General features: G+C 70.2%; 14 protein-coding genes and 1 tRNA gene. 10 read left to right on the plus strand and 5 right to left on the minus strand.

Translation table 11 applies throughout. The features are described 5' to 3' along the window. The first annotated feature begins 5 nt into the window (after positions 1-5). From F4553_RS31600 to F4553_RS31610, 3 genes are read left to right on the plus strand one after another with little or no spacing between them, the layout of a single operon-like run. Positions 6-176, plus strand: a complete 171-nt coding sequence (locus F4553_RS31600) for a hypothetical protein (protein WP_184843423.1) — start codon at positions 6-8, stop codon at positions 174-176. Next, positions 155-1,756, plus strand: a complete 1,602-nt coding sequence (locus F4553_RS31605) for an Hsp70 family protein (protein ID WP_221470558.1) — start codon at positions 155-157, stop codon at positions 1,754-1,756. The genes F4553_RS31600 and F4553_RS31605 overlap by 22 nt, the downstream gene beginning before the upstream one ends. Before the next feature lie 16 nt (positions 1,757-1,772). Further along, the gene (locus F4553_RS31610; protein ID WP_184843425.1) at positions 1,773-2,411 is read left to right on the plus strand and encodes a vWA domain-containing protein; all 639 of its coding nucleotides are present in this window, start codon (positions 1,773-1,775) and stop codon (positions 2,409-2,411) included. A 10-nt stretch (positions 2,412-2,421) separates the two neighbouring features. On the opposite strand, the gene F4553_RS31615 is transcribed toward F4553_RS31610, so the two are convergent. Further along, positions 2,422-3,630 carry a fibronectin type III domain-containing protein gene (locus F4553_RS31615; protein WP_184843428.1) on the minus strand — a complete coding sequence of 403 codons (1,209 nt, stop codon included), beginning with the start codon at positions 3,628-3,630 and terminating at the stop codon, positions 2,422-2,424. A gap of 456 nt (positions 3,631-4,086) precedes the next feature. Beyond that, positions 4,087-4,158: transfer RNA gene (locus F4553_RS31620), tRNA-Val, on the minus strand. 178 nt (positions 4,159-4,336) lie between these two features. On the opposite strand from F4553_RS31620, the gene F4553_RS31625 reads away from it, so the two are divergent. Further along, on the plus strand, positions 4,337-4,669 hold the full coding sequence (locus F4553_RS31625; protein WP_184843431.1) for a hypothetical protein: 333 nt from the start codon (positions 4,337-4,339) through the stop codon (positions 4,667-4,669). A gap of 105 nt (positions 4,670-4,774) precedes the next feature. On the opposite strand, the gene F4553_RS31630 is transcribed toward F4553_RS31625, so the two are convergent. Next, positions 4,775-5,167, minus strand: coding sequence for a TIGR02611 family protein (locus F4553_RS31630; RefSeq protein ID WP_184843434.1), 393 nt, complete (start codon positions 5,165-5,167; stop codon positions 4,775-4,777). A 282-nt stretch (positions 5,168-5,449) separates the two neighbouring features. Here F4553_RS31630 and F4553_RS31635 point away from each other — a divergent pair, with 282 nt between their 5' ends. Beyond that, positions 5,450-5,881, plus strand: a complete 432-nt coding sequence (locus F4553_RS31635; protein ID WP_184843436.1) for an SsgA family sporulation/cell division regulator — start codon at positions 5,450-5,452, stop codon at positions 5,879-5,881. On the opposite strand, the gene F4553_RS31640 is transcribed toward F4553_RS31635, so the two are convergent. Continuing rightward, positions 5,856-6,656, minus strand: coding sequence for a hypothetical protein (locus tag F4553_RS31640; protein ID WP_184843439.1), 801 nt, complete (start codon positions 6,654-6,656; stop codon positions 5,856-5,858). The two genes, F4553_RS31635 and F4553_RS31640, sit on opposite strands and share 26 nt — an antisense overlap. A 125-nt stretch (positions 6,657-6,781) precedes the next feature. Between F4553_RS31640 and F4553_RS31645 the strand changes: the two genes are divergently transcribed. From F4553_RS31645 to F4553_RS31660, 4 genes are read left to right on the plus strand one after another with little or no spacing between them, the layout of a single operon-like run. After that, positions 6,782-9,178, plus strand: coding sequence for a sensor histidine kinase (locus tag F4553_RS31645; RefSeq protein WP_184843442.1), 2,397 nt, complete (start codon positions 6,782-6,784; stop codon positions 9,176-9,178). Beyond that, complete coding sequence (locus F4553_RS31650) at positions 9,175-9,630, plus strand: roadblock/LC7 domain-containing protein (RefSeq protein WP_184843445.1); 456 nt, start codon at positions 9,175-9,177, stop codon at positions 9,628-9,630. The genes F4553_RS31645 and F4553_RS31650 overlap by 4 nt, the downstream gene beginning before the upstream one ends. Continuing rightward, a complete protein-coding gene (locus F4553_RS31655; protein ID WP_184843448.1) occupies positions 9,627-9,995 on the plus strand; it encodes a DUF742 domain-containing protein in 369 nt (122 codons plus the stop codon). Before F4553_RS31650 ends, F4553_RS31655 begins: the two co-directional genes overlap by 4 nt. Beyond that, on the plus strand, positions 9,976-10,563 hold the full coding sequence (locus F4553_RS31660; protein WP_184843451.1) for a GTP-binding protein: 588 nt from the start codon (positions 9,976-9,978) through the stop codon (positions 10,561-10,563). The genes F4553_RS31655 and F4553_RS31660 overlap by 20 nt, the downstream gene beginning before the upstream one ends. Before the next feature lie 67 nt (positions 10,564-10,630). Here the strand turns inward: F4553_RS31660 and F4553_RS31665 are convergent, their stop codons facing one another. Beyond that, positions 10,631-12,001, minus strand: coding sequence for a GH1 family beta-glucosidase (locus F4553_RS31665; RefSeq protein ID WP_184843453.1), 1,371 nt, complete (start codon positions 11,999-12,001; stop codon positions 10,631-10,633). 326 nt (positions 12,002-12,327) lie between these two features. On the opposite strand from F4553_RS31665, the gene glpK reads away from it, so the two are divergent. Further along, positions 12,328-13,794, plus strand: coding sequence for a glycerol kinase GlpK (gene glpK, locus F4553_RS31670; RefSeq protein ID WP_312875461.1), 1,467 nt, complete (start codon positions 12,328-12,330; stop codon positions 13,792-13,794). The last annotated feature ends 4 nt before the right edge of the window (positions 13,795-13,798 follow it).

Genomic DNA, 13,798 nt, shown 5'->3' on the forward strand with positions numbered 1-13,798 from the left:
ACCGCATGACACAGCCGGCCCCACCGTTGGGCTACCGCCGAGGTCGACTCGTCCTGATGCTGATCCTGGGCGCGGTGTTCGCGGCGATCGCGCTGCTGATCGCCACCTCGGGCTTCCCGCCCGCCTACGCGGCGTTCTTCGAGACCATCACCACGTGGGCGCGGGGGGCGTGGTGACGGCCGGGACCCAGCCCATCGGCATCGATCTGGGTACGACGTACAGCGTCGTCGCCACCGTCGACGCCGAGGGCAGGCCGACCGTGCTCCGCAACGACCTCGACGAGGAGACGGTGCCGTCGGTGGTCCACTTCGAGTCCGCGTCCTGTGTGCTCGTGGGCTCGGCCGCGAACAACGCCACCGCCGTCGCGCCCGACCACACCGTGGCGCTGATCAAGCGCCAGATGGGTACGGACCGGCTGCTCGAATTCTCCGGTGTGGAGTACACCCCGGAGTCGATCTCCTCGCTGATCCTGCGGGCCCTGGTGCAGGGGGTCGCCAACGCCCGCGGCTACCGGCCGCCGCCGCCCGGTGTGCCGGTCCCGGCCGTGGTCACGGTGCCGGCGTATTTCGGCATCCGGGAACGCGAGGCGACCCAGCAGGCCTGCCTGCTCGCCGGCATCGACGTGCTGGAGCTCGTGAGCGAGCCCGTCGCCGCCGCCATCCACTATGGACTGTCGGACTCGCCGGGGCAGGGGCTCGCACTCGTCTACGACCTCGGCGGCGGCACCTTCGACGCGACGCTGCTGGAGATCGGGGCGCAGATCTCGGTCCTCGCCACCGACGGCGACGCCGAGCTCGGCGGTGCCGACTGGGACGAGCGCCTCGTCGCGCACCTGATGGACCGGTTCGAGGAGGTCGCCGGTTCGCAGGACGACCCGACCGACGACCCGTCCTTCCTGCCGACGCTGCGGCAGATGGCCGAGCGGCTCAAGCGCGACCTGTCCAGGGTCACGTCCCGGCAGGTGCCGATCCGGCAGGCCGGGAGGACCGTGACCGTGACCGTCACGCGTACCGAATTCGAGGCGATGACGAGGGATCTCGTCGAGACCACCCTCGCCGCGGTACGTCGGCTCCTCCAGCACGCCGGGCGGGTTCCGGCCGAGGTGCGGCACGTGCTGATGGTGGGGGGATCGTCGCGGATGCCGATGGTCTCGGCCGCCCTCGTCGCGGAGTTCGGCTGGCAGCCCCGGCTCTACGACCCCGATCTCGCCGTGGCGAAGGGAGCGGCGCTGCGGGCCCACCACCTCAGGCCGCCCGTGTCGGCGGCGGGCGGGCCGGGGATCCGGGCGGTCCAGAGCCGGGCCGCGACGGCGTCGGTCGTCGCCCGGGGCCTCGGGCTCCTCATCGAGGACAGCAACGACCCGACCGCGAACCGGACCTTCGTCCAGCACGTGATCCATCAGAACGAGCGCCTGCCGATCGTCGGCCGCCAGGCCGAGCTCGCCACGATCCTGCCCGGTCAGGGACGCATGAAGATCGCCGTCTATGAGCAGGCCGGGTCGGTGTCGTCCCCCGAGGCCGAGCACAACCGGCCCGCGCTGGAGGGTGAGCTGAGCGGCCTGCCCGACCGGCTGCCCGCCGGGTCCCGGATCGTGGTCAGCCTCAGCCTCGGGCTCGACGGCCGCCTGGAGGTGACCGCCACCGAACCGCGCAGCGGCGTGACGCTCCGGCTGGAGGCCTTCGTCGAGGGCGTCATCGACGCCGAGGCCCGCCGGCAGGCGGCCGGCCGGCTCAACTCCATCACGGTACGCCAATGACGGCCAGGGGGACCCGATGAGCGACTGGGTGCGACGCGCCTTCGACAGCATCGGCGGTACGCAGAGCCCGCCCGGCGCCTATCTGAAGGTGCTGCAGGACAAGTACATGGGCAAGGTCTTCCTCTGCATCGATGTCAGCGGATCGATGAGCGAGAACGCCGGTGGTGGGAAGACTCGGCTGCAGGCGGCGGTGGCCGGTGCGAAGGTCTTCGTGAAGGAGGCGGTCGCAGCCCACTACCAGGTCGGCCTGATCCTGTGGGACGACAGCGTGCACGTCTTCGTCCCGCTCTCCGGCGACCCGGCGGCGGTCGACACCGCGCTGTCGCGGGCGACGATCGCCGGTGGGACGGCACTGGCGCCGACCCTGACGAAGGGCATCGACCAGCTGCGCAAGCTGCGCGGGGACCGGGTCATCGCGATCTTCAGCGACGGCGAGATCCCCGACATCCGGCGGGCGCGCGAGCTGTCCAAGGAGGCGGCGCGGCTGGAGATCCGCATCCTGGTCCGCGGGCTGGGCCGGTCCGCGGCGGCCTCGCTGGAGCAGGTCGCGACCGAGGGCGACGTCGCCGAGAACGTCGTCGGCACCTCGGCCGAGATCGAGTCCGGCATCGCCTCGATGGCGCGGCGGATCATCAATCGCAAGGGCAGGCCCTGACCGCGCCGGTTCAGGAGGCCGTGGCGGTCTCGGGCTCGACCGGCGGATCCGTGGGCGCCGGCGCCTCGCTCGACGGCTCGTCCGGTGTCGGCGACGGGGCGTCCGTGGGTGACGGGGCCTCGGTGACCGGGTCGGTGGGCGAGGGTGTCGGCGACGGGGCGGACGGCGGGGTCGCGGTGACCACGGTGACGGAGTTGCTGGGCGGCGACAGCAGCCCGGCGTCGTTGCAGGCGATCACGGTGAAGGTGTAGCCGGTGCCGGAGTTGAGGTTGACGATCGTCACGCTCGTCTGCCGGGTCCAGCCGGACGGGGACCCGTCGCGCAGGATGCGGTAGTAGGCGACGCCGCCGGTGCCACCGTCCAGTGGGGGTGACCAGGTCAGGACCACCGTGTCCTGCGTCGCGGCGACCGCCGTGAGGTTGAGCGGGGCCGTCGGGGGCTTCGACTGGCCCGAGCCCGTCCACACCGGGGAGGGCGTCGGCAGGGTGGTGATCGCCGGTGACGGCTGCGGTGCCGAGGACGGCATCGAGGTCGGCAGCGGGCTCGGTCCGATCGACGGGACGACCACCACGGCGGTGATGCCCGGTGCCGGGGTCGTGACGGCTGCCGCCATCGGCGGTCCGTCGCGCCGGTCGGGCTCGCCCTGCAGGAGGAACATGGTGCCGACGGCGACGAGGGCGACGACGATCAGCGCCCCCAGCGCCCAGACCAGCCCGCGCCGGCTCCGCCGCGGGTCGTCGGCGGACGGTGCGTTCTCGATGATCGTCGCCGCGCGCAGCGGTACCGCGGCGGGCCACGGCGCGGGCGGTCCGCTCACCGGCACCTGCTCGACGAACGGGATCCGCGCCAGCGCCTCGGCCACCTCGTCCGGGTGACCCGGCACGGCGTCGACGGCGGAGCGGGCGGTCAGCCAGTGGTTGGTGGCGAGCTCAAGATTGATCTTGTGGGTCTTCGGCCCGCTCAGCGCGACCACGGCCGGCAGGATGACCTGCTCCCACGCGCTCTGCGGCAGAGCGGTGCCACCGCGCAGCGCCGCCCAGGTCTGCGTGAACTCGTGCCGTCCGACCTCCATCCGGTCCAGACGGCTGTCGTGTTCGGGCTGGTCGAATCTGTCCAGGAGCAGTTGGTGCACCTCGTCGCCGGACCGGCCACCCGCCATGTCGTCCAGCAGGATGCCGAGCGACACGATCTGCTCTCGGGCATGCTGCGCTGCGGACATCTGGGCCTGAGCCACTTCTTGCCTCCGGGGTGTCGGTGCTGGGTGCACCCTCATACCCGGTCCCGGCTCAGCTGAACCCGGACCGATCCTGCCGAGCTAGCATGGCGGCGGTCGCCCGGTCACACAAATGGGGCCATATTCATCGATGGAATATGCCTTCTGAGCTGCTGATGGCGATCGCAGCGATGGATTCTCCATCTTTAATCATCAATCAGCGTATGTACGATTCGCGCCCCAACCGGGTACGTTCGCCCCAAACCGGCATGGACGGCGCATGCCTACCGTTGGCTTCCGCAAGATCGTGCTGCTTCCCGGAAGTAGGCCTGACCGACCCGCTCCGAGGGGACTGCTTCCGGGAAGCAGCACGATCTCGTGCGGGCGTGAGTCCGGGATCTAGCCGCTCAGCGGCACGAAAGAGGCCATATCCATCAATGGGATATGGCCTCTGAGCTGCGGTGGGCGATACTGGTTTCGAACCAGTGACCTCTCCGGTGTGAGCGGAGCGCTCTCCCGCTGAGCTAATCGCCCGCATCGGGGTCAGACTTTACAGGATGGCCGAGACCGCCGCATCTTCGCCCCACCCGGCGAGCCGACCCCATCGATCTTCGAACAGGTGTACGATAACCGCGCAACCAAATGCTGCACGCCTCGTTTATATCGATGCATAGTCAGTTGCAAATCAGGTCCTGACCTGGGGGTGGTCGTGGTGAATCTGACCATGGGACGAGTGGAGTCGTGGCGGCTGGCGTGGTCAGTGCGTCGTGACTGGCCCGACGGCACGCACGAGTTCGTCGGCATCCGGCGCACGCGCCGGTCCGCCGAGCGGTTCCAGGTGGGAGATCAGGCGTTCTGGCGGCGGTCGCCGCTCACGCCGGTGCTCTCGGTGGTGCCGATCAGCGAGCGTGACTTCCTGCTGCACGGCCGGTTCCGGCGCGGCTGCCGGGCACCTGACTGCCCGGTGGCGGTCCACGATGTCGAGTTGGTCAACGCGGCTTACCGGTCGCGTCACCGCCTCCGCTGGTGGGCCCGCTCGGAGTGACGGCCCTGTGTCCGTCGCGGCCCCTGGAGAGATCCAGCGGGCCGCGACGGCGCCACGGGCGATGCCCCGGCGCCGGGGCCGATGCCCGGGGTGTGGGGTGAGACCTCAGCGGCCGGGGAGCCAGGAGAGCACGTCGATGCCGAAGGTGACCCGCAGGCTCACCGCGAGCACGACGGCGACGAAGATGAGGCCGATGGCGCCGATCAGCGCGCGGACCGGCCAGGACTGGGCGGAGATCCAGAAGGTCCAGAGGCGGAATTTCTCCCGGCCCCACGTCAGCAGCCGCTTGGCCCAGTGAAACTCGATCGCCCAGATGCCGAGGCCGGCGAAGACGATGAGCCAGCCGGGGCCGGGCAGCGGGATGAGGAGCACGCCGAGCCCGACCACGAGCGCGCCCAGGATGCCGATCACGATCTTGAGGGCGATCCGGCCGGTCGGGTGCTGACGGATCCTACCGAGGCCTTTTGGAGGCTTTGATCCGTTTTCGCCTAGCGCCACAACTCAGCCTGACACACGTTCGCAGCCGAGTGCGTCACCTTACGGAAGGTGCGCACGTTACGGGAGTGAGTCGACGTTGGCACACCCCGACGCCGGGCAGAGCGGGATACCGCAAAGCGGGACATCCTAGAGTAAAGCCGCCCAGAAACGGGAAGCTTTGCCGCTGCCTTCCCACTAGCGGGTGAGATCAGCGCATCACGTAGCGTAACCAAACGTTGTCACTGAGTATTGGGGATGGGCGGGGCGAGCATGCTTCCGCCGCGGTGCCGGGGGGAGTCCGTCATGAGTGCCATCCGACCGACGACCGTTGAGGTCGAAACGTCCCTGCGGCTCGTCGCGCCTGACGCGACAGCCCTACCTGTACGAGCGAGCCTGCGATATGACCCGGCCGACCCGTACGCCGTGCAAGTGATCTTCCACGCGGAGTCGGCCGGCGGCGAGGCGGTGAGCTGGTCCTTCGCCCGTGAGCTGCTCGTCACAGGGCTGGACGAGCCCGCGGGCATCGGCGACGTGCGTGTCTGGCCGTGGGCGACCCCGCGGGGCGATTTCGTCGCCCTCGCGCTGTCGTCACCGGACGGCAACGCGCTCTTCGAGGTCCCGCGCAGCGTGCTCGTCCGCTTCCTGCGGCGCACCTACGTGGTGGTGCCCCGCGGTCGCGAGACGGAGCACCTCGACGTCGACGCCGCGGTCAACCGGCTACTGGCCGGCCGCTGACCTGCTCGGCAACGCGGGGCCGCGGCACGTATTTGCTGCGGTCGTCGACGACCCGGGACTGGTCCGGGTCGAGGAAGTCGATCAGATCGATCAGGCTGTTCTGCGCGTGGATGAGGCGCAGGTTGCCGGTGTCGTCGTTCGAGGAGATCTCGTCGACGTCGCTGCGGAGCCTGGCGAACCACTTCGCGAAGACCGGGTCCGAGTCGAGCCGGGCACAGAATGACGCATAGGTCATCGCCTCGTGCCCGCCGTTCGGACCCGGCACCATCATCAGCTCGCCGATCGCGCGCTGCTGGCCGCGGAAGAGCCGGAAGTGCGGCGGGTATTTCGGCCCGGAGTGGGACAGCGTCGTCTCCACGGCCATCAGCCGAGTGGTGAACTCCTTGTTGCGGGCATCGTCACCGAGGTCGAGGAAGCGCAGCTCGCGGCGGATGATGACGACCCAGCAGAGGTACTCGGTCAGCGTGTAGACGGTGAAGTCCCGCGCGTACTGCTCCTGCTCCTCGTCGCCGCTGTGCAGGTAGCGCGGCAGGTACTCGTCGCGGACCACGTTGAAGATCCGGCCCTGGAGGCTGACCGCGGCGAGCAGCAGCGGCTCGCGGTAGCGGCTGAGCACCTCGGCCGCCCGCTCCGCCTTCGTCGCCTCGTGCTTCTGCTGCTCCAGCGCGTGCTCCAGGCGCCGGGTCCGCTGGCTGGACCAGGTTGTCAGAACGCCGGCCACGATGGCGCCGAGCACGGAGATGCCTGCGGTGATGATCCCGATGATGTCGCCCACGAGGCGCAAGTATCCAGCCTCGGCCGCCACAGCGCCATACCCGCAGGTACGAGCGTCCACGATGGACGGGAAAGGTGGACATCCGGGCCGTTTACCACTAGGTTCGTGCGCCGGAGGCTTGCGTGATGATAAGACGGTCAATCACCGCCAAGATGTCGGCGCTGGTCGTGATTCCGCTGGTGGCGCTCATCGGCCTGTGGCTTTTCGCGACCGCCCTGACCATTGGTCCGGCGCGTGATCTCCGTTCGGCGGAGACCCTTTCGGCCGGTGTCGGCGACCCGGCGAGGTCGGTCGTCGCGCGCCTCCAGGCTGAACGCCGGTGGTCGGTTGTCCGACAGGGCTACCGGACGGCGAAGGCGCCCTCGGCCGAGATCGAGACGGCGCTCATCAAGCAGCGCACGATCACCGACGACGCCATCGCGGCCTTCCTGGACAAAGCGGGCTCCCGCGAGGTCGCCGACGCCGCCAACCCGGTGGTCGCCTCCCGCCTGCAGGAGTTCCGTGCCGTCCTCGCCGACCTGCCCAACGGTCGCCAGAGCATCGACGGCCCCACCGCCAGCCGCGCCGCGATCATGCACCTCTACACCGGTGTCATCGACGCCGCCTACCACCTCTTCAGCCCGCTCGCCGAGGTCAACGACCCGGAGCTCGGCCGGATCTCGCGGACGCTGCTCGGCCTCAGCCGCGCCCGCGAGTTCGTCGCGCAGGAGGACGCCCTGATCAGCGGCGTCGCGGCAGCCGGCACGATGACGCCCTCCGACATCACCGAGATCTCCGGCGCGATCGGCGCGCAGCGGCGCCTCTTCGCCGACGCCGCCGCGGAGCTGCCCGCCGCTGAGGGCACCGCCTACGCGGCGATGCGCAAACAGGACGCCTTCGTCCAGCTCGCCTACATGGAGGACCAGGTCATCCGCGACGGCCGCGCGGACAAGGCGCTGCCCATCAACCCGCAGGTCTGGCGCGCCGCGATCGACACCGTGCTGACCGACCTCAACGAGTTCGAGGTGAAGGTCGCGATCCCGAGGCGCGAGCGCGCGCTCGACGTCTCCCGCGCCGCCTACCTGCGCCTGTCCCTCGCCGGAGTGGCCGGGCTCGGCGCGGTGCTGCTGGCGCTGTGGATCGGGCTGCGGGTGGCGCGCTCGGTGACGAGCCGGCTGCGCAGGCTCCGCGATGTCGCGAGCAACCTCGCCGATGTCGAGCTGCCCGATGTCGTCTCCCGGCTGCGCCACGGAGCCAAGGTGGAGGGCGCCGAGGGCGACAAGACCCTGGAGTTCGGTCTCGACGAGATCGGCGAGGTCGGCTACGCCTTCAGCGCGGTCCGCCGGACCGCCGTGCACGCGGCGATCGACGAGTCGAGCCTGCGCCACGGACTCAACGAGGTCTTCCTCAACGTGGCCCGGCGCAGCCAGACGCTGCTGCACCGCCAGCTCACCCTGCTCGACCGGATGGAGCGCCGCTCCAGCGACCCGCAGGAGCTCGAGGACCTCTTCCGCCTCGACCACCTCGCCACCCGGATGCGCCGCCACGCCGAGGACCTGGTCATCCTCGCCGGTGGCGCACCCGGTCGCGGTTGGCGGCACCCGGTGCCCGCGGTCGACGTGGTGCGGGGGGCGGTCAGCGAGATCGAGGAGTACATCCGGGTCACCGTCGAGCGGATCCCGCCGGTCGCGATCTCCGGCCGCGCGGTCGGCGACATCATCCACCTCCTCGCCGAGCTGGTCGAGAACGGCACGTCCTTCTCCCCGCCGCACACCCGGGTCGAGGTGAGCGGTGAGCTCATCCCCACCGAGGACCAGGAGGGCTTCGACCTCACGATCAGCGTCGAGGACCGGGGCCTGGGCATGTCGGCCGAGGCGCTCGCCGAGGCGAACGAGCGGCTCGCCGCCCCGCCCGACTTCGACCCGGCCAACAGCGCGCGGCTCGGCCTGCTCGTCGTCGGCCGGCTCGCCGCCCGGCACGGGATCTCGGTCCGGCTGCGCCGTTCGGCACACGGTGGCGTCTCCGCCGTCGTGGTCGTCCCCGAGGAGCTCGTCGCCGAGATCGTGCAGCGGCCGACGACGACCGTGCCCGCGCAGCGGTCCGCGCAGGCCCCCGCCATCGCCGCGACCGCCACGGGCCGGGTGGCGATCGGCGCCACCGCCGCGACGCCCGAATCGACCGCCAAGGCCGCCTTCGCCGCGCACGCCGCGACCGAGGTGCTGCCCCGGGTGACCGACGAGCCGGAGCCTTCGGTCGAGCCGAGCCGGGCCGCCGCGCCCGACGTCTCGGTCCCGCCGGCCGACGTGGTGGTCGAGGTCGGATCCGACCTCGGCGGCCTGCCCCAGCGGCGTCGCAACCGGGCCGAGGCCGCGGCACCCGAGCCGGAGTCGCCCGCTGAGGGCAGCGCCGAGGTTTCCCGGACACCGCAGCGGGTACGAGCGACGATGGCCGCCTTCCAGTCCGGCTCCGCCAGCGGCCGGACGGCGGCCCGTCAGTCCGCGGCCGAGCAGGATCACACCGATGAGCTAGGGGAAGCACAGTGACCGCCTCGTCAGCCACAGCCGTCCCCGGTGGTCTCGCGTGGCTCCTCGACGACCTCGTCGAGCGGGTTCCGGTGGCCCGGCACGCGGTGCTGCTGTCGGTGGACGGGCTCGTCGTCGGCGCCTCCTCCGCGATGGCGCGCGAGGACGCGGAGCACCTCGCCGCCGCGTCGGCGGGACTGTCGAGCCTCGCCAAGGGCACCGGACGCAGGTTCGGGGCCGGGGCGGTCCGCCAGACGGTGATCGAGCTGACCGATGCGTACCTGCTGATCGCTTCTGCGGGGCCGGGAGCGTGCCTGGCGATCCTCACCGGACCCGAGACGGACCTGGGCCTGCTCGCCTATGAGACCGAGCTGCTCGTGGCCCGGGTGGGCCCCCACCTGGCAGCACCGGCCCGATCGGGCCCGGCCGGAGCCGATCGCGGCGAGTCACGGGAGACGGGCCCGGGGCGTTGAGTCGGGAACATGCCACTCCCGAGTGGCTTGATGAGGAGGCCGGACCGGTGGTCCGGCCATATACCATCACCGGGGGCCGGGTCGATCCCTCCGGCTTCGATCTCATCGCCCACGTGGTCGCGACCGGCGTCGGACTCAAACCCGAGCACGGCCCCGAGCACCGGGCGATCCTGGCGCTCGCCGAGCACCCCCGCTCGGTGGCCGAGGTGGCGGCCGGTCTCGACCTGCCGCTGGGGGTGGTGCGGGTCCTGCTCGCGGACCTGCACGCCGATGGCCTGCTCGACCGGCACGACCCGCCGTCTGCTGTGGACGGACCGACGGAACAGCTCCTCCAGGCGGTGATTCATGGACTACGCGCGATCTGACGACCACGTACCGCAGGCTCTCAAGATCCTGATCGCGGGTGGCTTCGGCGCCGGCAAGACCACGCTCGTCTCCTCGGTCAGCGAGATCAGCCCGCTGCGGACGGAGGAGGTCCTCACCAGCGCGAGCACGGGGATCGACGACATGTCGGGCGTCGAGCAGAAGCGCACCACCACCGTCGCGATGGACTTCGGCCGGATCACGCTGAGCCCGAAGCTGGTGCTCTACCTCTTCGGCACCCCCGGTCAGGAGCGGTTCCTCTTCCTCTGGGACGAGCTCTCCACCGGCAGCCTCGGTGCAGTGGTGCTCGCCGATACCCGGCGGCTCGCCGACAGCTTCCCGGTGATCGACTACTTCGAGCGCCGCAACACGCCCTTCCTCGTCGCGGTCAACTGCTTCGACGGCAACCGGACCCACAGCGCCACCCAGGTGCGGACGGCGCTCGACCTCGAGCAGCACGTCCCGGTGGTGCTCTGCGACGCCCGCCAGCGCGACTCGGTCAAGGAGGTGCTGATCACCCTGATCGAGCACATCCTGCGCCGGGGCGGCGCCCAGATCGCGCGGCGCTGAGCCGGGCGGCGTGAATACACCGCGGGGCGGGTCCGATGGACCCGCCCCGCGTTACCCCACACCTGGGTCAGATGCCGTTGGTGGCGATCACCGACTGGTACCAGTGCGCGCTGCGCTTGAGAACCCGCTCCTGTGTCTCGTAATCGATGAAGACCAGGCCCCAGCGCTCGTCGTAGCCCGAGTTCCACTCGAAGTTGTCCATCAGCGACCAGACGTGGAAGCTCTCCAGCTTGACACCCTGCTCCAGCGCCGAGTGCACGGCGGCGAGGTGGCTGCGCAGGAACTCCACCCGGTTGGCGTCGTCGACGGCACCGTCGTCGCTGCGCCGGTCGGGGCAGGGCAGGCCGTTCTCGGTGATGGTGAGCGGGATGTCGCCGTAGTCCTTCTTGACCCGGAGCAGGATGTCGGTCATGCCCTGCGGGTAGTTCTGCTGCCAGGACGCCATCGTCACCGGGTGCCGCACGATCGTCTCGCCGGTGCCGGTCACGTAGTAGGGCGTGTAGTACTGGATCGCCAGCAGGTCGACCGGGCTCGCGATGACCTTGAGGTCGCCGTCCTTGATGTTGCTCACCATCGGGCTGAACTGGTCGATGGCGTCGAGCGTGTCCTGCGGGTAGGAGCCCCGGAAGATCGGGTCGAGGTAGAGCCGGTTCTCGAAGCCGTCCAGCTCGTGCGTGGCCGCGATCGCCTCGGTCGACGCGTCGGCCGGGTAGCACGGGTGCAGGTTGAGCGCCGCGCCGACCCGGGTGGCCGGGCCGAGGTGCGGCCGGATCGCCTGCACGGCGAGCCCGTGCGCGAGCATCAGGTGGTGGGCGGCGATGTAGGCGGCCGACGGGTCCTCGAAACCGGGGGCGTGGTGGCCCATCAGGTAGCCGTTCTGGACCACGGTCTTCGGCTCGTTGATCGTCAGCCAGGTCGGGACCGCGTCGCCGAGGGCCTCGGCCACCACGGCGGCGTACTCCGCGAAGCGGTAGGCGGTGTCGCGGTTCTCCCAGCCACCGGCCTCGTGCAGCGTCTGCGGCGTGTCCCAGTGATAGAGCGTCAGCATCGGCGTGATGCCCCGGTCGTGCAGCCCGTCGACGAGTCGCTTGTAGAAGTCGAGGCCCTTGGGGTTGACCGGGCCGCGACCGTTGGGGACGACTCGCGACCAGGAGACGCTGAATCGATAGGAGTGCAGCCCCAGATCCTTGATCAGGTCCAGGTCGTCGGCGTACCGGTGGTAGTGGTCAGCGGCGACGTCCCCGGTGTCACCGCCACGGATCTTGCCGGGCGTGTGACTGAACCAGTCCCACACCGACGGGCCTCGTCCATCGACAGCCGCGGCGCCCTCGATCTGGTACGCCGACGTGGCCGCGCCCCATACGAAGCCCTCCGGGAAGCGAAGTCCCAGCGTCGGCTCCCGTGATGGAGGATGAGGGGGCTGGGTAGGCACCGGCATCGCTTCTCCTTGTAACGTTTTGGGAACGTATGCGTGGGAACGCTCCCAACCTGCGCAATATTCCCGACTCAGCATTACTGGCGAGAGACCGGAGGGCGTGGGAGCGTTCCCATGAATCTGTGCGCGACTTTAGTTGCCCTTCGCACCGAAAGGAAGCCCTCAAATGGCGCAATATCTATGCCTACCCCCTGACCTGCCATAACAGACAAGAGCTCAGAAGGCAGCAACGGTTAACACCCTCGCAACACCACCTAGGAGCACTCCACTGTCAACGCCCACCGTCAAGCCGCTGCCCCACATCGCCTCCCCTGAGCAACAATGGCGCAGTGCGCTACATAGCAGCCATCGACCAGGGCACCACCTCGTCCAGGTGCATCATCTTCGATCACCATGGTGCGGTGGTCTCCAGCAGCAACAGGGAGCACCGGCAGATCTTCCCCCGGCCGGGCTGGGTCGAGCACGACCCCGAGGAGATCTGGGCCAACGTCAAGACCGTCGTCAGGCACGCCCTCGACGAGGCCGGACTCACCCGGGCGGACCTCGCCGCCGTCGGCATCACCAACCAGCGTGAGACGACCGTGGTCTGGGACCGCAGGACCGGTCGCCCGGTGCACAACGCGATCGTCTGGCAGGACACCCGGACCGACACGATGCTGCCGTCCTTCGGCCACCCCGATGTCTTCCGGGAGAAGACCGGACTGCCGCTCGCCACCTATTTCGCGGGCCCGAAGCTGCGCTGGCTGCTCGACAACGTCCCCGGTCTGCGCGAGCGCGCCGAGGCCGGCGAGGTGCTCTTCGGCACGATCGACACGTGGCTGATCTGGAACCTGACCGGCCGCCACCTCACCGACGTGACCAACGCGAGCCGTACCCTGCTGATGAACCTGCGCTCGCTCGCCTGGGACGACGAGATCATCGAGGCGATGGGGATCCCGAGGGCGATGCTGCCGGAGATCCGGGCGTCGGTCGAGGTCTACGGCGAGGCGACGGGGGACCTGGCCGGGGTGCCGGTCGCGGCGGCCTTCGGCGATCAGCAGGCGGCGCTGTTCGGCCAGACCTGCTTCGCGGTCGGCGATGCCAAGTGCACCTACGGTACGGGGAGCTTCCTGCTGCTCAACACCGGTACGCGACCCGTCGTCTCCCAGCACGGGCTGCTCACCACCGTCGGCTACAAGATCTCCGGCCAGCAGGCCGTCTACGCGCTGGAGGGCGCGATCGCGGTGACCGGCTCGCTGATCCAGTGGCTCCGCGACAACCTGGGCATCATCGATTCGGCCGACGAGATCGAGGCGCTGGCGGCGAGCGTCGAGGACAACGGGGGCTGCTACCTCGTCCCGGCGTTCGCGGGGCTGTTCGCACCGCACTGGCGCACGGACGCCCGGGGTGTCCTGGCCGGACTGACCGGCTATATCACCAAGGCCCACATCGCCCGGGCGGCGCTGGAGGCATCGGCGTGGCAGACCCGGGAGGTCGTCGACGCGATGAACGCCGACTCCAAGGTCGACCTGACCGGCCTGCGGGTCGACGGGGGCATGACGGCGAACGGGCTGCTGATGCAGTTCCTCGCCGACGTGCTCGACGTGCCCGTCGTACGCCCGGTGGTCTCGGAGACGACGAGCCTGGGCGCCGCCTACGGCGCGGGGCTGGCGGTCGGCTACTGGCCGGACCTGGCGACGCTGAAGGCGCAGTGGCAGGCGTCGGCGCAGTGGTCCCCGGCGATGGACCCGGCCCTGCGCGACCGTGAGCTGGCCCAGTGGCGCAAGGCGGTCCAGCGAACCCTCGACTGGGCGTAGCCAA

The organism is Allocatelliglobosispora scoriae, assembly GCF_014204945.1.
Classification (GTDB): Bacteria; Actinomycetota; Actinomycetes; order Mycobacteriales; family Micromonosporaceae; genus Allocatelliglobosispora; species Allocatelliglobosispora scoriae.